The organism is Vandammella animalimorsus (assembly GCF_002285285.1).
GTDB lineage: Bacteria > Pseudomonadota > Gammaproteobacteria > Burkholderiales > Burkholderiaceae_C > Lampropedia > Lampropedia animalimorsus.
In genome coordinates this window covers 184,991-203,414 of sequence record NZ_NSJF01000001.1, presented here as the reverse complement: position 1 = coordinate 203,414, position 18,424 = coordinate 184,991, and the positions used below count along the sequence as shown (strand labels likewise).

The following is an 18,424-nucleotide window of genomic DNA, read 5'->3' as shown; positions in this document are numbered from 1 at the left end:
AGAACTTACTGCAGGTGGCGCGCCCCAAGCTGCGGCACGCCCTGGGCGAGCACACCGCCAACGGTATGAAACGAGCCAAAAACGACGATTCTATCAGCCGGCTCCGCCGCCGCCGCCGCCGCATCAAGCGCCAATTGCGGGCTGGCAAAGGCCTGCGCGGGCACCTGGCGCGGGCGCTGGGCCGCCACCTGCAGGGCCTGCCAGCGCTGCACCAGCGCTGCCGCCTGCTCGGCGCGCGGCAGCGGCAAATCGGTGAAATACCAGCGATCGACCAACGGCCCAATGCGCTGCAGCACGGCGTTCAAGTCCTTGTCGTGCATGGCGCCGAACACCGCGTGCGTGGTGGGGAAGAAGCCCATGGCATCCAGATTGGCCGCCAGCGCCGCCACCGAGTGCGGGTTGTGCGCCACGTCCAGCACCAGCGTGGGCTGGCCTGGCACGATCTGAAAGCGCCCCGGCACCTGCACCAGCGCCAGGCCCTGGCGGATGGCCTGGGCGGTAACGGGAAGGCGCTGGCGCAGCGCCTGCAGGGCCGCCAGCACGCCAGAGGCATTGACCAGCTGATTGGCGCCGCGCAGCGCCGGGTAGGCCAGGCCGTGCAGGCGCTTGCCACGCCCGGCCCAGCTCCATTGCTGGCGGTCGCCAGCGTAATTGAAATCGCGCCCGGCCAGCCACAGGTCTGCGCCGATGCGCTCGGCATGGGCCTGCAGGGATTGCGGCGGCATCGGGTCGGCCACGATGGCCGGCACGCCGGGGCGCATGATGCCGGCTTTTTCACGGCCAATCGATTCGCGGTCCGGGCCTAGGTAGTCCACGTGGTCGATGTCCACGCTGGTGATCAGCGCGCAGTCGGTATCGAACAGATTGGTCGCATCCAGCCGCCCGCCCAGGCCCACTTCCAGGATGGCCACGTCCAGCCGGCTGTGGCTGAGCAGACGGGCAATGGCCAGCGTGGTGAACTCGAAATAGCTCAGCGACACCGGCTCACCGCCCTGCCCGGCGCGCCAGCGCGCCTGCTCGACTGCGGCAAAGTGCGGCAGCAGCTGCTCGGCCGTGGCGTTCTCGCCGCCAATGCGGCAGCGCTCCTCGAAATGCACCAGGTGCGGCGAGGTGTAGACGCCGGTGCGATAACCGGCCTGCAGCGCAATGGCTTCGAGCATGGCGCAGCTCGAGCCCTTGCCGTTCGTGCCAGCCACGGTGATCAGCGGGCAGTCAAAGCGCAGCTCCAGCGCCTGCGCCACCTGGCGCACGCGCTGCAGCCCCAGCTCGATCTGCTGGGGGTGGATGCGCTCACAGTAGGCCAGCCATTGGGCCAGCGTGGCAAAGTCGGCCGGGCCAGTACCGGCACTGGCGGTGTTGGCGGCGTTGGGGGCAGCGGACTGGGTCATGGGTTTGGATTGAAAACAAGAAACGCCATGCCGCGCACACCGCCTTGCTCAAGGCGCCGTGCGCGGCGATCGCAATGGGTTGGGCGGCAGCCACTCAGGGGCTGCGCGCCTGCTCAGCCAGTGCAGAAAACGCTCAAGGCGCCAGCCACTTGGTCTGGGCCTCGCGCAGCTGGCCACGCTCGTGCATTTGCTGCCAGACGAAGTGCATCACGCGGCGGTAGTCGGCGTCGTCCAGCGGCAGCAGAAAGCCCAGCCAGTTGCGCGGCGTCAGCGGCTGCTCGATGAAGGCGGCGTGCAGGCGCGGGTCTGCGCGGGCGTAGTGCAGCGCCTCGTAGGTTTCGGTGATCATCACGTCGCCCTGGCCTTCGGCGATCAGGGCCGGGATCTGCGCGTTGTGCTCATGGGTGCGCACCTGGGCCTGGCCCAGATGCGCATCGACGAACAGTTCGTTGGTGCCGCCCGGGTTCTTGATGACGCGCACATCGGGCTGGTTCAGGCTTTGCAGCGTGGTGAAGCGATCTTTGTGCTCGGCGCGCACCAGCGCCACTTTGCCGAAAGGCGCATAGCCGGGCAGCATGTCGGCCTGGCTCAGGCGCGCGACGTTGCGCGTGATGCCGCCGATGGCGATGTCGAAGCGGTCGGCCTGCAAATCGGGCAGCAGGGTTTTCCAGGTCGTGGGCACGTATTCGATGCGCACGCCCAGCTCCTTGGCGATGAGCTCGATGAGGTCGATGTCGTGGCCGGAGTAGCCGCCCTCGGTCTTGATGGCAAAGGGCCGGTAGTCACCGGGCGTGCCCACGCGCAGCAGCTTTTTTTCCATGATGCGGTCGAGCCGCTCACCGGCCTGGGCCGCAGGAGCGGCCAGCAGGCCCAGCACGGCAGCGGCGGCCAGCAGCAGCGCGGCCAGCCAGCGCCACCAGTGCCGCCAGATGGCGCTTGGCCCGGCGGCGCGACAGGTGGGCATGGAGGCAGGCATGGGGGCGGGGTTGGCAGTGGCTTGGTGCATGGTGTTGGCTTGCATGGCGGTAGCTCGATGGCGATTTACGGCAGTTGCTCCAGCGCCTGCAGGTAGGCCGGGTCTTGCATCAGCATGTCCCAGGGCTGCGGCGGCGTGGTGGGCAGCAGGGCCTGGCGGCGGCGCTCGCTGTGCGGGTCGCACTGCCAGTCGCCGGCCTTGAGGGCGGCGGCCATGCCGTCGATCCAGGCGTCCAGGGCCGCGCCGCCGTCCAGGCTTTGGTTGCACAGCAGCAGCAGGTCGCAGCCGGCGTTGAGCGCGGCCACGCCGGCCTCGGTAGCATCCACGGCGCGGCCGTCCAGGCGGCGCCCGCCTTCCATGCTCAGGTCGTCGCTGAAGATGGCGCCATCGAACTGCAGCTGCCCGCGCAGGATGTCGCGCAGCCAGCGCGCCGAGTAGCCGGCCGGCCGGGCATCGACGCGGGCATAGACCACGTGCGCCACCATCACCGCCGCCAGGCTGGAGCGCAGCCAGCCGTAGGGGGCGGCGTCGTCCTGCAGGATGGCGCGCAGGCTGCGCCGGTCCACGGGGATTTCCGTGTGCGAATCGGCGTGCACGAAGCCGTGCCCAGGGAAGTGCTTGGCGCAGTGGGCCATGCCGCCTTGCAGCAGGCCCTGCATCAGCGCCTTGGCCAGCAGGCTGACCACGCGCGCATCGGCGTGCAGCGCGCGATCGCCGATCACGGTGCTGCCGCCCCAGTCCAGATCGACCACGGGGGTGAAGCTCAGGTCCACGCCACAGGCGCGCAGCTCGCTGGCCAGCACCTGGCCCAGCGCCGTGGCCGCGCCCAATGCCCGCAGCGCGCCCGTGCCCGGCAGGCCCCGGTGCGGGCCGCGGCGGTCGTCCTGCTCCCACATCGCGCCCAGCGCGCGCATGGGCGGCAAGGGCGTGAAGCCATCGCTGCGAAAGCGCTGCACGCGCCCGCCTTCCTGGTCCACACAGATGAGCAGATCGCTGCGCACGGCCTTGATCTGCGCGCACAGCTGCACGAGCTGGCGACGATCCTCCCAATTGCGGGCAAACAGAGTCAGGCCGCCCACCAGCGGGTGGGCCAGACGCTCGCGGTCGATGGCCTGCAGGCTGGTGCCGGCCACATCAATGAACAAAGGGGCGTGTGCGTACATGGAAGACAAGGAAAGAAGAAAAAGATGCCTTGCGGCTGTGCGTCAGCGGCTGGGAGCATCAGGCGGCGCATCGAATTCCTGCTGTGTGCGAGGCGCCTGAGGGCATTGCGCGTCGAGCGATTGGCGGTAGCGGATGCAGCCGCGCATGAATTGCGGCCAGTCGGGCACTTCAGGGCTGGGCTGCACCTGCTCGGGCAGCAGTTGCCACAGCTGCGGGTGGTACCAGCACAGATCATGGCCGGAGCTGTCGCGGTGCGCGCGGATGCCAGCGCGCAGGCGGCGCACCTCGTCGGACAGTTGCGCGGCGCTCATGTGCTGCAAATCCGCATCCAGCGCCGCATCTCCCGCAACGGCTGCCGGACTGGCGGCAAGCCGGTCTGCTCGATCACTCATCGCTGCCTCCTCCTGTACTTCCCATAGCGCCTGTGCCTGGCGCGGCGCCGATCTGCGCAATGCAAAAGGCCACGGCATAGTCCTGCTCATCCGAGAGCGAAATGTGGAACTGCAGCCCACGCTGCGCGCACCACTGGCGCAAGGCGCCATGCGTGATGATCTGCGGCTGGCCCGATGCGCCATTGGCCACTTCACAATCGCGCCAGCCCATGGGCTGGCGCATGCCCAGGCCAATGGCCTTGCTGAAGGCCTCCTTGACGGCAAAGCGCGTGGCCACAAAGCGCACGCCGCGCTGCGGCGAACGCGCCGCGCGGGCCCGCCAAGTGGCCAGCTCGCCATCGGCCAGCACTTTCTGCGCAAAACGCTCGCCATAGCGCTGCAGCGCCTGCTCGATGCGGCGGATGTCGCAAATGTCGGTGCCAATGCCATAAATCATGGGCGCATTATGAAACCTTCGCGCAGGCCCACTCGCTCAGAACCTGTTCAAAACTTCGGCAAGAGCGGGCCAGAGGCGGTTGGGGATGGGAGCGCAAAACGCAGCGGCAGCGGGCCGGCGCTGAAGGAAAAGCATTGGCGTGCGCCAGTCACAAACCAGCCAAACCAGCCAAACCAGCCAATTGCCAGACAAGGTGGCCACTGCGGGCAAGTCCAGCGCCTGCACATGGCCCCTGCCCATCACGGGCGATGGCTATGCCTCATCCCCGCCTGGCACTTCAGCCCAGGCAGGCGCTGCGGCATTGGCCTGGGGCTGCAGCATGCGCTGCGCGGTGTCGGCCATGCGCACGGCCAGCATGTGGGCGCAGGGGCCGCGGCGCAGTTGGTTCTGGGTGAAGAAGTTGCACTGGCAGCGGCCCGATTCCAGCCGGGCGTCGGCGTCCAGCTCCAGCTGCACTTCGTGGCGCTGCGCGCCATCGGCCACGCTGGCTTGCAGGCACTCGCGGCCGCCGCCCAGCGCCTGGCGCGCCACCTGCACAGGCTGGCCGGCCTGCTGCGCACCGTGCAGCAAGGCCGCAGCCTGGGCTTCGCGCTCGCTGGCGTAGCGCAGCCTCTCCAACGGCAAGGGCTGGGCGCTGAGCTCGCGCAACCGCCAAAGGCCTTGCACCAAGTCGAAAACCACGCGCCCAGCCTGGGTCAGCAGCACCAGCGCGGCCACCACGGTGGGCGATGGCAGGCCGGTCTGCGCCGCCAGCTGCGCCGTGCTGCCCAGCCAGTGTTGCTGCAGCGCGGCCAGCACCTGCGCCGTGGCCTGCGGTGCCACGCTGTGGCGCGGGCCCAGCAGGTCGAACTGCGCCTGGCTGGCCCAGTCGTTGGCCGTCCAGCCCGACAGGCCCAGCGTGAATTGCATGCCGCCGGGCAGGTGGGCGATCCAGAAGCTGGGCATGCCACTGCCCAGCAAATGCACGGTGAAGCGCTCGGCCACGGGGATCAGACGCTGCAGCGTCAGCAAGCGCCTGCGGCCCCAGATGCGGATTTCGGCCTCCTGGCTGCCGGTGTAGATGGAGCGCGGGCAGTGCACATCCACGCTCCAGGGCTCGAAGCGCATGCGCAGCGGCGCGCCGGGCTGCAGGAAAAAGCGGATCGAGCGCGGCCCTGTACGCTCGCGGCGGCGGCGCAGCACATGGCAGATGTTGTAAACGTCCATGGGGTGCAGCTGCACGGTGTGGGCCGGCAGCGTCATGGCGCTGCTCACTTGCAGAAAGCCGCGCACCCAGCTGTCGGGCAGCTCGATCTGGCTCTCGACGAAGGCCGCAGCCTGGCCATGCTGCACGGCAAAGCCGTCGGCGGCCACGGCCAGCGTGGTCTTGCGGTAGTCGCGGATTTGCTGGAACTCTTGGTACAGGCCGGACGAGTAGTCGATGTTGGTCGTGCCGCAAGAGAAAGCGCCGTGGTGGCGAAAGCTCTCGTGGCTGCAGCTGAGCGCGGCGTAGCTGGCCTCATCGCGGCTGAAGCATTCGAAGAACAGCTTGTCCGGGTGCACGGTGATGACCGGATCGAGCACGAACCAGGCATCGCGGTGCTGCTGGTAGAGGTAGTCGAAATAGCGCTGCTGCGCCTTGAGGAACGGGGCCTGCAGCGCATGTTTTTCGGCCCGCACGGCGTCGAGCTCGCGGCGCGTCTGGGCCATCTCCTGGCGCACGGCCTGCTCCTGGGCCATGAAGTCGGCCAGCAGCTGCGGCTCATGCGCCTGCAGCCAGGCGAAGTAGGCCGTGCGGTCCTGCTGCTGCGGGCGCAGGTCGCTGAGCACCACGTCGTGCAGTGCGCTGATGGCTTCGCGAAACGGCAGCTGCTGCGCCAGCTCGGCCTCGAAGAACACCGGGCTGCGCAGCGTGTCGGGCGCGAACGAGAGCTGGGTGGCCTGGGCCGTGCTGTGGGCCGTGCTGTGGCCCAGGTAGCGGTACTGGAACTTCATGGCAAGGCCCCCTGCTGCGCGGCTGCGCCCTTGGCCAGACCTGCGCGAGTCGCAGCGCACACGGGATCGCTGGATTCGTGCGGCTTTTCCCTTCGCCACAGCGGCGTGGCCAGGATGTGCAGCGGCGTGGCAACCTGCGGGTAGCGCGCCTGGATGGCCAGCAGGCTGTGCAGGTAGTGCTCCCGGTCGCCCACAGCCATACCCACCACCAGGCGCTCGTACAGGCCGCTGACAAAGGCTGCGGCCTCGGGCGATTGCAGCGCCTGGGCCAACAAAAAGCGCTGCACCCGGCTCTTGAGCTGGCGCGCGCGGTTGACCTGCGAGAGCACCTGCACGAAGTACGGCCGCAGCTGCTGCAGCCGCGCCAGCTGCCGGGCTGGGGCCTGAGCTGCGGCATCTGCGGTGGATGCTCCATCTTCAGTATGGGCCGCATGCACGGCATCGGCAGCGCCATCGAGCGCGCCTTGCTCCAGCCAATCGGCCACCAGCTGCTGCATGGCGGCGCTGGGGTGCTGGCTCAGCTGCAGCAGGTAGTGCAGCAGCTCGGGCATGGGCACCAGCTGCGCCAGCAGAGCGCGGCCGCATTGCTGGGCCTGGGGCTGGCTGTGGTCGCACAGGCCGATCAGGCGCGCGTGCGGCCAGAGCGCGGCCTGCACAAAGGCCGGCTGCTGGAAGTAGCCACAGGCGAAGTCCAGCGCGTCGTCCCAGCGGCTGTCGAAAATGCGCAGCGCGTCTTCCAGTTTGGCCTGCACCTGCTCGGGCTGGCTGCGGTAGGCCTCGATGGCCCATTGGCGCGCGGCCTGCAGCGGGCTGCGCGCCAACGCGGCCCATTCGCCCACCGCCCAGGCGCTGCGCGGCTGGCCGGGCAGCAGCCACAGCCCCAGTTGCTGCGCGCCCTGGCTTTTGGCCAGCAGCAGGCGCAGCACGGTGGCGGCATCCAGCGCCTGCGCGGCCTGTTGCAGCGGGCCTTGCAGCAGGGCCAGCAGATCGGCATGCAGGCCCGGTGCGGGCTCGGCGCGAAACAGCAAATCCAGCAGCCCCGGCACCAAGGCCTGGGCCAACGCTTCAAAGCCCGCTGGGCGCTGCCGAGCCAGCTCGGCGATGGCGCTGTGCGCCACGGCCCGCACCGGCGCATGGGCGCTGCCGGCAAAGGCCTGCAGCAGCGCCGGCTCTTGTTGCTGCAGGCGCATTGGCAACGCGGCAAACAGCAGCGCGGCTGCGCGCTGGTGCAACGGCTCGTCGCGGCTGTCCAGCAGGCGCTGCAAGGCAGCCATGGGCGGCTGCGCGGCAAAGCCCGGGTGCTGCGCCAGCCAGGCCGCAGCCCAGCACACGGCCTGCGGCACGTGGTGCTCGAGCAGGGGCAGCAATGGCGCATAGGCTTGCGTGGCTGCCGCATGCAGCAGCGGCTCCCGCAGGGCCCAGAGCACGTCGGGCTCGGCATCCTGCCAGGCGGCGCTCCATGGCTCGGCGTCCTCCAGCCAATGCTGCAGGGCCTGGATGCAGGCGCGCGCCACGCCCGGCTCGTGGGCTGCGCTGTCGAGCAGCAGGCGCGCCATTTGCCGCATCGGCGGCTGCGGCGCCAGCAACAGCGCCAGCAGCAGCTCGGGGTCGCGACCGTGGCGACGCGGATCCTGGCTCAGGGTCTGAAGCACCAGCGCCTGTGCTTCGGGCAAGGTGGCGCGGGCCAGTTGCGTCAGCCAACGCCTGTGCTGCTGGGCATCGCCGCGCCCGGCGTCGAGCAGGTGGCGCACTTGCTCCAGCGCGTACCGGGCCACGCAGGCATGGCGGCTGTCCAGCAGCTGCAACCAGGCATCGGGCGTCTGGCTGGCCTGCAAGGCCGGCTGCTGCTGCATCAGGCGCACGGCCAGCGCCGCCACGGCCGGGTTGCGCGCATGCAGCAGCAGCGGCACGGCCTGCGGGCATTGCGCCCACAGCGCGGCAAATGGCACGCCCTGCCCTGCACCGCCGGCTGCGGCCACCTGCTGCGCGGCCTGGCCTGCGATGTGTTCGAGCAAGGTCCAGCTGCTGCCGGCCTGGGGTGGCTGCTCGTCATAAGCCAGCAAGGCCGCCGTGGCCAGCAGCACGTAGTGCGGGCTGCCCAATTGCCCCAGGCGGCGCAGCGTGCGCCAGCTGCGGCGCAGAAAGTATTGGCGCGTGCGCCGGCCCCAGGCGTGGGCCAGCGCTGGCTGGGCCGACGGGCGGGCCGCATCAGGATCGGGCGGCGGCCTGTGCGGCGTGGTCTCGAAGCGCCAGTTCAGCAGCCCCAACAGCTGCGCGTCCAGGCGCAGCTGCGCGGCCTTGTACAGGCGCCGCAGGCTGCGAAAGCTGCCGTACTCCAGCGGCAGCGTCTGCAATTGCTGCAGCAGCAGGGGTCGGGCCCAATGGCGGTGCGCGGGCGACTGGGCGACCTGGTCGAGCTGCTCCAGCCATTGCCCGTGCGGCAGGCGCTGCCACAGGTCACCATCCGGGCCGCCATTCGGGCTGCCATCCAGCGCGCCTTCGGCCAGCGCAGCGGCGAAGCTGGCCGGCGTGGCGGCCGCGCTGGCTTCGCGCAGGCGCGCAGGCCAGTCGGCCATCAGCGCCTGGGCATGCCGCTCACGCTCGGCCTGGCTGCTCAGGGCCAACCAGGCCACGCCGGCCAGGTATTGCAAGGCGGCATCGGGCGCTTGCCGGGCCCAACGCTGCAGTTGCGCGCGCACGGCATCGGCCTGGGCATCGTGCTCGGCCGTACAGCGGCACAAGGCCCAGGCCAGGCAGTAGTCGAGCATGGCATCGCCACTGCCGGCATAGGCCAGCAACTGCCCGGCCACGCCCGTCAGCCGCACTTCGCCAATGCGCCAGACCAGGCGGCTGCGCTGGCGCGGCGAGAGGGTGCGCCAGACATCGGGGTGCAGGCGCTGGCTCAGCGCCTGCGCCAAAGCTGGCTCTGCCTGCCAAGGCGGCAGGGCCAGCGAGAGCTGCGCCAGCGGCTCCTGGGCCGCGCTGCCCGCTGCGCCCTGCTGTTCGACAAAGCCCTCACGCGCGCGCGCCGCCACCAGGCGCTGCACGCGCTGCTGGGCGGCCTGGGCATCCATGTCGGCCGCAGGCGGGCAGACATGCCAGGCCACCGCCTCACCCTGGCCAGGGCCGGCCCAGACCCGCATGCCGGCTGCCACGCCAGGGCGCAGCGCAATGGCATAGGAAGAAGGTTCCTGATGGGGGCGATAGAGCAAGACCATGGCCGGGGCTTCCATGAAAAAGCGCGGCCCACGCGCCGTGCTGGGGCGACATGGGCCATGTGCGGGCAATGCGCAAGATGTTAGCGCAGTGTGCGGGCGACCAGCGCGCGCTTGGCCAGCGCGACCGCGCTCAGGCGCGGTGCGTTACTCGTCCACCAGCTCGCGCAGTTTTTTCAGTTCGGATTCTTCGCCCGGCGCAGCCTCTGCCGGGGCCTCTGCGGCCCGGGGCTGTTGGCCGGAGAGGCGCTCGATCTCCTGCCACAGGCGGGCGATTTGCTCTTCGTAGTGTGCGGCGGTGTCGATCAGGCCGCGCAGCGCCTGGGAGACGGGGTCGTCGCTTTGCGTGACGCCGTAGGCGGAAAAGCCCATGCGGGCCGAGGCCTCCTCGCGGCGACGGTCGCTGTCGGCCTGGATGATACGCGCCGGATTGCCCACGGCCGTGGCCCCTGCCGGCACAGGCTTGGTGACTACGGCATTGCTGCCGACCTTGGCGCCAGCGCCCACTTCAAAACCGCCGAGCACCTGCGCGCCAGCGCCGATGACGGCACCTGCGCCGATGGTGGGGTGGCGCTTGCTGCCCTTGTGCAACGAGGTACCGCCCAGCGTGACGCCCTGGTAGATGGTCACGCCATCGTGGATTTCGGCGGTTTCGCCAATCACCACGCCCATGCCGTGGTCGATGAACACGCCCTGGCCGATGCGCGCGCCGGGATGGATCTCGATGCCGGTGCACCAACGCCCGAAATGCGAGGTCAGCCGCCCCAGCCAGTACAGCCGATGCCGCCAGAACCAATGCGCAATGCGGTGCAGCCAAATGGCGTGCAGGCCAGGGTAGCAGGTCACGACCTCCCAGGCGTTGCGCGCTGCGGGGTCGCGCTCAAGAATGCATCGGATATCGGCTCGCAGACGGGACAACATGCTCTGAAAACAGGCAATAGGCCTTGGGCCAGGAGCGAGGCTCTGGCACCGCCATAGGTCAATGGAACTCGCGCTCGCGCAGCCACTTGGTGGCCACCCATTTCTCACCTGAGATGACGGGCGCGCCGCCGTGCAGCGACAGCGTGCTGGGGTGTGGCTTGTCGTAGCTGAAGAACACGGCCATGCCCTGCTGGGCGGTGACTTCCAGCCCGGCATTGGGGAAGGTGGTGCCCCCGCCCTCGGGCGGCGTGTTCAGGTAGACGAGAAAGGTGGCCACGCGCTGGCCGCCACGGCGCAGCAAGGTGGCCGTGCTGGGCTGGCCCAGCTCGAAGTAGTCGTAATGGGGCTTGTACTCGGCACCCGGCCCATAGCGCAGCACCTGCAGGCCCTCGCCGTTTTCCAGTGGCCAGTCCAGCAAACGGGCGATGCGCGCCTCCAGCGCTGCCACCACGGGGTGCTCGCCGCGCTCGAAGAACATGCCCTCGCTGGTGCGGTCGGCGTTGAGCTCGTCGCCGCCGCTGTTGTTATCCACCGTCATCGAGCGCTTCATGCGCGGCTGGGCCAGCTCGATGAGCTGCTGACATTCGTGCGCATCGAGCACGCCATCGAGGACCACCACACGCGGCTGCTGCAGGTTCATCACCACACGCACTTGGCGATCGCCTGCATCCAGAAAGGCCGGATGCTGCTGCAGCGTCAGATCGGGCACCGGCACGGCAGGCGGCACATTCTCGCTGCGCGCCTGCGCCTGCGCCTGCGCCTGCGGCTGCACGGCTGCTGCGGCCGTGCCCTGCAGGTGTTCGGAGAGCACGGCTTCCATGGCCGCCAGAGCTACCTCTTCACACCAGCCTGCATCGAGCATGGCCTGCAACACGCGCGGCGCGGAGACGCCGGCCTGAGCCTGCTCCACGATCCAGGCGCGCAGCTCCGGCGTCACGGCGGCCAGATGGGGGTTGGTGGTGGTGGCGATCTCGCTCATGTCCTGCTTCCTCCCTATGAATATTGAACATCGATGCGCAGTGTCTGCCGCTGCTGCATGGCGTCAAAAACATGCAGCCAGGGCAAAGCCTGCATGTTCTCACAATCTGCGGCTGCGCGATGCAGCGCGGCCTGGCTGGAATCGCGTCAGCCGCACACAGCTTGCGGGCCGATGTGCCGAGCCTAGAGCGTGTTATGCCTGGGCTGGACGGGCCGACTCCAGACGGCGAAACACCAGCTGATCGAGGCTGGAGGCTTGGGCATCGAAGGCGTAGCCTTCGCTGGCAAAGGCCTGCAGCTGCTCGGGGTGCTCGGCGCGCTGCTCGATGGCAAATCGCGCCATCAGCCCGCGTGCGCGCTTGGCCAGGAAGCTGATGATCTTGTACTGCCCGCCTTTTTCGTCATAGAAGACACAGTCCACCACCCGCGCCTTCAGGCGCCGGCGATCGACGGCCTTGAAATACTCGCCCGACGCCAGGTTGACAATCAGCGGCGTTTTCTGCTGCTGCAGGCGCTGCGCCAGGTACTCGGCCAGCGGCTCGGCCCAGAACTGATAAAGGTTTTCGGCACTGCCCACGGGAAGGCGCGTGCCCATTTCAAGCCGATAAGGCTGCAGGCTATCGAGCGGGCGCAGCGCGCCGTACAGGCCGCTGAGGATCAGCAGGTGCTGCTGCGCCCAGTCCAGATCCTGAGCGCTCAGGCTGGCCGCTTGCAGGCCTTCATAAACGTCGCCATTGAAGGCCAGCACGGCCTGGCGCGAGTTTTGCGGCGTGGATTGCAGCTGCCAGGCCTGGTTGCGCTGCACGTTCAGCTGTGCCAGCTTGTCGCTGATGCCCATGAGCTGAGCCAATTGAGCAACATTCTTCTGGCGCAGCACCTGCATCAGCTGCTCCGACCGGGGCATGAAGTGCGGCTCGGTGGCAGGCAAGGCCGCATCCACCGGGCTGTCGTAATCCAGCGACTTGGCTGGCGAGAGCAGAAACAGCATGGCAGCGCCTCCCCCGTATCAAAGCTGCTCTGCGTGGCCCTGTACGCCATGTGCAGATGGGTCAAACGGGTATTGCTGCTGGCGCAGATCCCGACGCGTCTCGACCAACACCAGCGGGCCCTGGTCAAGCACCGGCACCGGCGGCCGCTCACGCGGCACGTGTACGGGCCTGGGGGCGGCGGCCATTTCGGCCTGCGCGCGCGCGACCTTGTCGGCATCCGAATGCACCCAGTCCAGTCCAGCCGTGGTGACGATGTGCGAGAGCGCCTGTACATCGAGCACAAAGGGCTGCGCTGCAACTGGCGCAGCGGCCTGTGGGGCAGGCTGCTGCTCTGCAGCAGGCGCGGGGGCAGGCTCTGCCGAAGGCTGTGCAAGCTGAGGCGATTCTGCCTGTGGTGCGGGCAGGGGCTCTGGCTGAGGCACTGGCTCGTCGGATACCGCCAAGGGCTGGGCCGACTCCACAGCCAGGGCAGCCACGGGGGCGGCCGGCTCGATAGAAACCGCTGGGGCAGCATCGGCTGCTTCACCTGCAGCAGCCTGCGGCGCAGACTCGGCCTGCGGCGCGGCTTCGTCCTGCGCAGCGCGGTCGAAATAGCTGCGGCGGCGCGGCGCTGGCTCCTGCGGCGCTTGCGAGCCCTGCGGCTCGGCCCAGCCTGTTTGAGCCTGCTCGTCCATCTCCTGCGCTTGCGCAGCCTGATCTGCATCGGCCGAGGTGCCGTCACGATCCTGACGGCGGCGATGGCGGCCATAGCGGTCACGCTGGCGGCGTTCGCGGCGCTCTTGGCCTTGGCCATCGGCCTCGACGCCTTCGGCCGCGGTATTGCCCTGCGGCGCCGCAGCTGGTGCATCGGAAGCGGTGACATCGGCCAGCGGCAAGCTGGCTGTCATGGCGCCAGCTTCAACGCTCAAGGAAGTGCGCTGCTCCTCATCGCGAGCGCCACCCGGATCGCGTTCGGCGCGCGGCTGGCGGCGGCTGCGCTGGCCGTTTTCGGCATCCAGCGCGGCGCTGGCCTCGGTCGGCGCAGCTTCGCGGCGCTGGCGCTGCGGCTGGCGCGCGGCCTCGGCGCGCTCTTGGCTACGGTCACGGCCGCCACGCTCGCCGCCACGGCGCTCGCTGCGCTCCTGGCGCGGGGCTTCGGCAGCGCCAGCGCCTTCCTGACGCCCGTTGCCGCCACGCCCGCCCTGGCCATTGCTGCTGCGCTGGTTGCGGCTGCGCTGTTCGCCGCTGCGGCGTTCGTTGCGCTCGCCGCCGCTGCGGCGGCGCTCACCACTGCGTGCAGCACCGGCCTTGCCGCCTTCTTCAGGCTGGGCCTGGGGCTGCACGGCGGGGGTGGCTGGCGCGCCAAAGCCAAACAGCGTTTTCAGGCGCTCCACCCAACCGGCCAAGGTGCTGCTCAGGCTTGCCGCAACCGTCGGCGCGGCTTCCGCCACAGGCTCGGGCTTGGTCGCCGCAGGCGGCGGGGCATCGGGCAGCACGCTCTTGATGAGCGGGGTCTGGCGGTTGGTGGGCTCCTTGGAGCGGCGCGATGTGGCCAGCGGGTCTTCGATTTCCTCGGCCAGCTTGTAGCTGGCTTCGGGGCTGTCCAGGCGGCTGTCATCCACCTTCAGGCGCTCCAGCCGGTAGTTGGGCGTTTCCAGCGTTTTATTGGCGACGATTTGCACGTTGACGCGCTGCTGGATTTCGATCTTGGTGACCTCGGTGCGCTTTTCGTTGAGCAGGAAGCTGGCGACCTCCACCGGCACCTGGCAGTGCACGGCGGCGGTGTTGTCCTTCATGGATTCTTCCTGGATGACGCGCAGGATTTGCAGCGCCGAGCTTTCAATGTCGCGCACGTGGCCGGTGCCGCCGCAGCGCGGGCAGGGAATGGAGCTGCCCTCGCTCAGGGCGGGCTTGAGGCGCTGACGGCTCATCTCCAGCAGGCCAAACTTGCTGATGGAGCCAAACTGCACGCGCGCGCGGTCCTGGCGCAGCGCATCGCGCAGGCGGTTTTCGACTTCGCGGCGGTTCTTGCTGTCCTCCATGTCGATGAAGTCGATCACCACCAGGCCGCCCAGGTCGCGCAGGCGCATCTGGCGCGCCACTTCGTCGGCGGCTTCCAGGTTGGTGCGGGTGGCCGTTTCCTCGATGTCGCCGCCTTTGATGGCGCGCGCGGAGTTCACGTCGATGGCCACCAGCGCCTCGGTCTGGTCGATGACGATGGCGCCGCCCGAGGGCAGTTGCACGGTGCGCGCGTAGGCCGATTCGATCTGGTGCTCGATCTGGAAGCGCGAGAACAGCGCCGCCGGATCGCGGTAGCGTTTGACGCGCGCGGCGTTCTCGGGCATGACGTAGCCCATGAATTGGCGCGCTTGTTCGTAGATGTCGTCGGTGTCGATGAGGATTTCACCGATGTCGTTGCGGAAGTAGTCGCGCATGGCGCGGATCACCAGGCTGGATTCCTGGTAGATCAGCTCGGGCTTGCGCAGGCCGTCGGCGGCCTCCTCAATGGCGCACCAAACCTTGAGCAGGAAGTTCAAGTCCCATTGCAGTTCTTCGGCGCTGCGGCCAATGCCAGCGGTGCGCGCGATGATGGACATGCCCTTGGGGTATTCGAGCTGGTCCATGGCCTCTTTCAGCTCGCTGCGCTCGCTGCCCTCGATGCGGCGCGACACCCCGCCGCCGCGCGGGTTGTTGGGCATCAGCACCACGTAGCGCCCGGCCAGGCTGATGAAGGTGGTCAGCGCCGCGCCTTTGTTGCCGCGCTCTTCCTTCTCGACCTGCACCAGCAGCTCCTGGCCCTCGCGGATGACGTCGTTGATGCGCGCCTGGCTGACGGCCACGCCTTCGGCAAAGTACTGGCGGGAGATTTCCTTGAACGGCAGAAAACCGTGGCGCTCCTCACCGTAATCGACGAAGCAGGCCTCCAGGCTGGGCTCGATGCGGGTCACCACCGCCTTGTAGATGTTGCCCTTGCGCTGCTCGCGCCCTTCGATCTCGATTTCGTAATCGAGCAATTTCTGCCCGTCGACGATGGCCAGGCGGCGTTCCTCGGCCTGCGTGGCATTGATGAGCATCCGTTTCATGATGCGTGTTCCTTTGTGTCAAAGCAATCCATGCCCCAGCGGGGCGCCCGATGCCTGTATCCGGGCTTCGCGATGACACAACGGAAACGCCGCCGTGGCGGCCTGTGGCCCCTGCGCCCCAACGGCCGCGCGTCAATGGCGGCCCAGGGCTGCTGAACGCGCATAGGCGCTTCAGCAGCGCGGCACAGGCAAAGGGGCTTGCATGACTGCGAGGGCGCCGCCGAGCCTGTTTGCAGGCCAGCGCATTGCCAGCAGCGGCTGATGGGTGGCGAGCGCTGTCCAGCCCAAAGGCACCGGGGCCGCTGGCCGCAGCCAGTGCCAAAGCAGGTTTGCCAAGGCCATCAACATGGTGTGCTTGCTCGCTCGAATCCAGCTCGCCAGCAGTGCACGCTGTCACTAGCGTGTGCTATGCCGGCCAGCCGGAGTGATTCCGTATTCAGTGTTCTATCGCGTCGCGCCGAAAAGGGCGGGGCCAGAGTCTGGGTAGATGGTTCTTCGGCAACCCCAACCGGCCCCAAGGGCATCGACCGGCCTGAGCCACAAGGGCAGATACAACCGTTTTCGCGTCAAAAAATCACCAAGGCAATACAAGCTCTTGGCTCCGCTCGGGCTCAGGTGGGCGCATTATAGGGGCACGGGCATGGTGCAACAGGGCCGCAAGATTGAACAATTTTTTGTACAATTGCAGCTCTTTCATGTGCAGGAGGCAAAAGCCATGCAAGCCATCACCTATTCTGAAGCCCGCAACAACCTGGCCAAGCACCTGGACCGGGTGGTCAACGACTGCGATTTCACCGTCATCACGCGCCAAAAGGGCGAGGCCGCCGTGCTGATGAGCCTGCGCGAGTTCGAGTCGTGGAAGGAAACCCTGTTCTTGCTGCGCGGCAAGAACGGCCCCCGGCTGCTGAAGTCGGTGGAGAACATCCGCAACCGGCGCAACCTGACCCAGCGCGAGCTGATCGACGAATGATTTCCTTCGAAGACGCCGCCTGGGACGACTACCTCTGGTGGCAACAGCACGACCGCCAGGTGCTGGGCAAGCTCAACCGGCTCATCCGCGACATCCAGCGCGACCCCTTCGGCGGCATCGGCAAGCCCGAAGCGCTGAAAAACGAGCTCTCGGGCTTCTGGTCGCGCCGCATCACGGACGAGCACCGCGTGGTCTACCGGATGGAAGGCGAAGAGCTGGTGATCGCACAGTGCCGGGGCCACTATGACGACTGAAGCCCCAACCGTGCGCCAGCTGGCCGTGGACGAGGAAAGCGCCGGCCAGCGGCTGGACAACTTCCTCTTTCGCACCGTCAAGGGCGTGCCCAAGACGCACATCTACCGGCTGATTCGCAGCGGCCAGGTGCGCATCAACAAGGGGCGCGCCCAAGCCGAGACCCGCCTGAACGCCGGCGATGTGGTGCGCATCCCGCCCGTGCGCAGCGCCCAGAGCGCAGGCACTGGTGGGGGCGCTGCGCCCAGCGCCCCGGCGCCCGCGCGACAGTTCAGCGTGCTGCATGAGGACGACTGGCTGCTGGCCATCGACAAGCCCGCTGGCGTGGCCGTGCATGGCGGCAGCGGCGTGAGCTTTGGCGTCATCGAGCAGCTGCGCGCCGCCAGGCCGCAAGCGCGCTACCTGGAGCTGGTGCACCGGCTGGACCGCGAAACCAGCGGCATTTTGCTGATCGCCAAGCGGCGCAGCGCCCTGACACACCTGCAGGACCAATTCCGCGCCCGCAGCACCGGCAAAACCTACCTGGCGCTGGTCAAGGGCCACTGGCCCGAGCGTCTGAAAGTGGTGGACACGCCGCTGCACAAATACCTGCTGCCCGACGGCGAGCGTCGCGTGCGCCCCACCAACGCCGAAGACCCCGATGGCCAGCGCGCGCTGTCGCTGGTGCGCGTGCGCCAGCGCCACGAGGCCGTGTCGCAAGCCGGCCTGCCAGCCACCAGCTTGCTGGAAGTGACGATCAAGACCGGCCGCACCCACCAGATCCGCGTGCACACCGCCAGCAGCGGCCACCCCATTGCTGGCGACGACAAGTACGGCGACTTTGACTGGAACCGCCGCCTGGCCAAACAAGGGCTGGCGCGCATGTACCTGCATGCCTGGCGACTGCGTTTCACGCACCCGCACAGCGGCGCACCAATCGCACTCGAAAGCCCCCCAGGCGCAGACCTGCGGCTGCCGGCTGCGTTGACGCCGTAAGCGATGCCCCTTGGCCTGAGAACCTGTTCAAAATCTCTGCGCGGTGTGCAACCAAGCGGATTTGGGCGGTCTGCCGCGTTGCAAAGCCTCGCCATAGCCCCAGCTATGACTGCGTGACATGCGCAAGGTGGCGCCTTGCAGCCCATCCCAAACCGCTTCTTGCCCACTCGCACTGAGATTTTGAATAGGTTCTGAGCCGCCCATGCACAGGCCCCAACTGCAGGGCAAGCGCAAATTTGTCACAATCGCGGGCTTTGCAGCGCATCTCAAACAACAAAACCAACAGGACATTCACCCATGAGCGACGTTCAGCAACGCATCGACCAACTGGTCAAGTCCCACCCCGTAGTGCTCTTCATGAAAGGCACGGCCAGCTTCCCCATGTGCGGCTTCTCCGGCCGCGCCACGCAAATCCTCAAGGCCTGCGGCGTGGATTTGAAGTCGCTGATGGCCGTCAACGTGCTCGAAGACCCGGAAATCCGCCAGGGCATCAAGGACTACAGCCAGTGGCCCACTATCCCGCAGCTCTACGTCAAGGGCGAATTCATTGGCGGCTCTGACATCATGATGGAGATGTACGAGTCGGGCGAGCTGCAAAAGCTGCTGGCCTGAAGCGCCAGGAACTGTTGAAGTTTGGTTTGCGAAGCGGTTTTTCGAGGCAAAAACCGCAGACGCAAGGCTAGAGCGCAAGCCCAGACTCCTTGCAAGTGTTTCCAGCGCAGCAGTTGCCGG

Annotated in this window: 15 protein-coding genes; 4 read left to right on the top strand and 11 right to left on the bottom strand. The window is 68.1% G+C overall.

From position 1 onward, the window contains the following. Positions 1-5: 5 nt before the first annotated feature. The 11 genes from folC to CK620_RS00800 form a co-directional block, all read right to left on the bottom strand. A complete protein-coding gene (folC, locus tag CK620_RS00850; protein ID WP_095548722.1) occupies positions 6-1,388 on the bottom strand; it encodes a bifunctional tetrahydrofolate synthase/dihydrofolate synthase in 1,383 nt (460 codons plus the stop codon). A gap of 133 nt (positions 1,389-1,521) precedes the next feature. Continuing rightward, a complete protein-coding gene (locus CK620_RS00845; protein ID WP_095549064.1) occupies positions 1,522-2,352 on the bottom strand; it encodes a transporter substrate-binding domain-containing protein in 831 nt (276 codons plus the stop codon). Between the two features lie 77 nt (positions 2,353-2,429). Then, on the bottom strand, positions 2,430-3,527 hold the full coding sequence (nagZ, locus tag CK620_RS00840) for a beta-N-acetylhexosaminidase (RefSeq protein WP_095538397.1): 1,098 nt from the start codon (positions 3,525-3,527) through the stop codon (positions 2,430-2,432). 42 nt (positions 3,528-3,569) lie between these two features. After that, positions 3,570-3,920: a hypothetical protein gene (locus CK620_RS00835; RefSeq protein WP_238945956.1), complete on the bottom strand. Its 351-nt coding sequence runs from the start codon at positions 3,918-3,920 to the stop codon at positions 3,570-3,572. Next, complete coding sequence (acpS, locus tag CK620_RS00830) at positions 3,913-4,356, bottom strand: holo-ACP synthase (RefSeq protein ID WP_095548721.1); 444 nt, start codon at positions 4,354-4,356, stop codon at positions 3,913-3,915. Before acpS ends, CK620_RS00835 begins: the two co-directional genes overlap by 8 nt. A 252-nt stretch (positions 4,357-4,608) precedes the next feature. Further along, positions 4,609-6,330, bottom strand: a complete 1,722-nt coding sequence (locus CK620_RS00825; RefSeq protein WP_095548720.1) for an SWIM zinc finger family protein — start codon at positions 6,328-6,330, stop codon at positions 4,609-4,611. Then, a complete protein-coding gene (locus CK620_RS00820; protein ID WP_143325851.1) occupies positions 6,327-9,548 on the bottom strand; it encodes a hypothetical protein in 3,222 nt (1,073 codons plus the stop codon). The genes CK620_RS00825 and CK620_RS00820 overlap by 4 nt, the downstream gene beginning before the upstream one ends. A 144-nt stretch (positions 9,549-9,692) precedes the next feature. Beyond that, complete coding sequence (gene cysE, locus CK620_RS00815) at positions 9,693-10,466, bottom strand: serine O-acetyltransferase (protein ID WP_095548718.1); 774 nt, start codon at positions 10,464-10,466, stop codon at positions 9,693-9,695. A gap of 58 nt (positions 10,467-10,524) precedes the next feature. Next, a complete protein-coding gene (locus CK620_RS00810) occupies positions 10,525-11,445 on the bottom strand; it encodes a 2OG-Fe(II) oxygenase (protein ID WP_095548717.1) in 921 nt (306 codons plus the stop codon). A 192-nt stretch (positions 11,446-11,637) separates the two neighbouring features. Next, a complete protein-coding gene (gene yaaA, locus CK620_RS00805) occupies positions 11,638-12,432 on the bottom strand; it encodes a peroxide stress protein YaaA (RefSeq protein WP_095548716.1) in 795 nt (264 codons plus the stop codon). An 18-nt stretch (positions 12,433-12,450) separates the two neighbouring features. Beyond that, positions 12,451-15,495: a ribonuclease E/G gene (locus CK620_RS00800; RefSeq protein ID WP_095548715.1), complete on the bottom strand. Its 3,045-nt coding sequence runs from the start codon at positions 15,493-15,495 to the stop codon at positions 12,451-12,453. A gap of 715 nt (positions 15,496-16,210) precedes the next feature. Between CK620_RS00800 and CK620_RS00795 the strand changes: the two genes are divergently transcribed. The 4 genes from CK620_RS00795 (at position 16,211) to grxD (ending at position 18,304) form a co-directional block, all read left to right on the top strand. Next, positions 16,211-16,465 carry a type II toxin-antitoxin system Phd/YefM family antitoxin gene (locus tag CK620_RS00795; RefSeq protein ID WP_095549062.1) on the top strand — a complete coding sequence of 85 codons (255 nt, stop codon included), beginning with the start codon at positions 16,211-16,213 and terminating at the stop codon, positions 16,463-16,465. Further along, positions 16,462-16,719: a Txe/YoeB family addiction module toxin gene (locus tag CK620_RS00790; RefSeq protein ID WP_095548714.1), complete on the top strand. Its 258-nt coding sequence runs from the start codon at positions 16,462-16,464 to the stop codon at positions 16,717-16,719. Before CK620_RS00795 ends, CK620_RS00790 begins: the two co-directional genes overlap by 4 nt. After that, a complete protein-coding gene (locus tag CK620_RS00785; protein ID WP_095548713.1) occupies positions 16,709-17,692 on the top strand; it encodes an RluA family pseudouridine synthase in 984 nt (327 codons plus the stop codon). The genes CK620_RS00790 and CK620_RS00785 overlap by 11 nt, the downstream gene beginning before the upstream one ends. A gap of 297 nt (positions 17,693-17,989) precedes the next feature. Then, positions 17,990-18,304 carry a Grx4 family monothiol glutaredoxin gene (grxD, locus tag CK620_RS00780; protein ID WP_095548712.1) on the top strand — a complete coding sequence of 105 codons (315 nt, stop codon included), beginning with the start codon at positions 17,990-17,992 and terminating at the stop codon, positions 18,302-18,304. Positions 18,305-18,424 lie beyond the last annotated feature (120 nt).

Bases quoted from the DNA above. Each gene is read 5' to 3' on its own strand.
- folC (WP_095548722.1), bottom strand. From the start codon at position 1,388: ATGACCCAGTCCGCTGCCCCCAACGCCGCCAACACCGCCAGTGCCGGT.
- CK620_RS00845 (WP_095549064.1), bottom strand. From the start codon at position 2,352: ATGCCCACCTGTCGCGCCGCCGGGCCAAGCGCCATCTGGCGGCACTGG.
- nagZ (WP_095538397.1), bottom strand. From the start codon at position 3,527: ATGTACGCACACGCCCCTTTGTTCATTGATGTGGCCGGCACCAGCCTG.
- CK620_RS00835 (WP_238945956.1), bottom strand. From the start codon at position 3,920: ATGAGTGATCGAGCAGACCGGCTTGCCGCCAGTCCGGCAGCCGTTGCG.
- acpS (WP_095548721.1), bottom strand. From the start codon at position 4,356: ATGATTTATGGCATTGGCACCGACATTTGCGACATCCGCCGCATCGAG.
- CK620_RS00825 (WP_095548720.1), bottom strand. From the start codon at position 6,330: ATGAAGTTCCAGTACCGCTACCTGGGCCACAGCACGGCCCACAGCACG.
- CK620_RS00820 (WP_143325851.1), bottom strand. From the start codon at position 9,548: ATGGTCTTGCTCTATCGCCCCCATCAGGAACCTTCTTCCTATGCCATT.
- cysE (WP_095548718.1), bottom strand. From the start codon at position 10,466: ATGTTGTCCCGTCTGCGAGCCGATATCCGATGCATTCTTGAGCGCGAC.
- CK620_RS00810 (WP_095548717.1), bottom strand. From the start codon at position 11,445: ATGAGCGAGATCGCCACCACCACCAACCCCCATCTGGCCGCCGTGACG.
- yaaA (WP_095548716.1), bottom strand. From the start codon at position 12,432: ATGCTGTTTCTGCTCTCGCCAGCCAAGTCGCTGGATTACGACAGCCCG.
- CK620_RS00800 (WP_095548715.1), bottom strand. From the start codon at position 15,495: ATGAAACGGATGCTCATCAATGCCACGCAGGCCGAGGAACGCCGCCTG.
- CK620_RS00795 (WP_095549062.1), top strand. From the start codon at position 16,211: ATGCAAGCCATCACCTATTCTGAAGCCCGCAACAACCTGGCCAAGCAC.
- CK620_RS00790 (WP_095548714.1), top strand. From the start codon at position 16,462: ATGATTTCCTTCGAAGACGCCGCCTGGGACGACTACCTCTGGTGGCAA.
- CK620_RS00785 (WP_095548713.1), top strand. From the start codon at position 16,709: ATGACGACTGAAGCCCCAACCGTGCGCCAGCTGGCCGTGGACGAGGAA.
- grxD (WP_095548712.1), top strand. From the start codon at position 17,990: ATGAGCGACGTTCAGCAACGCATCGACCAACTGGTCAAGTCCCACCCC.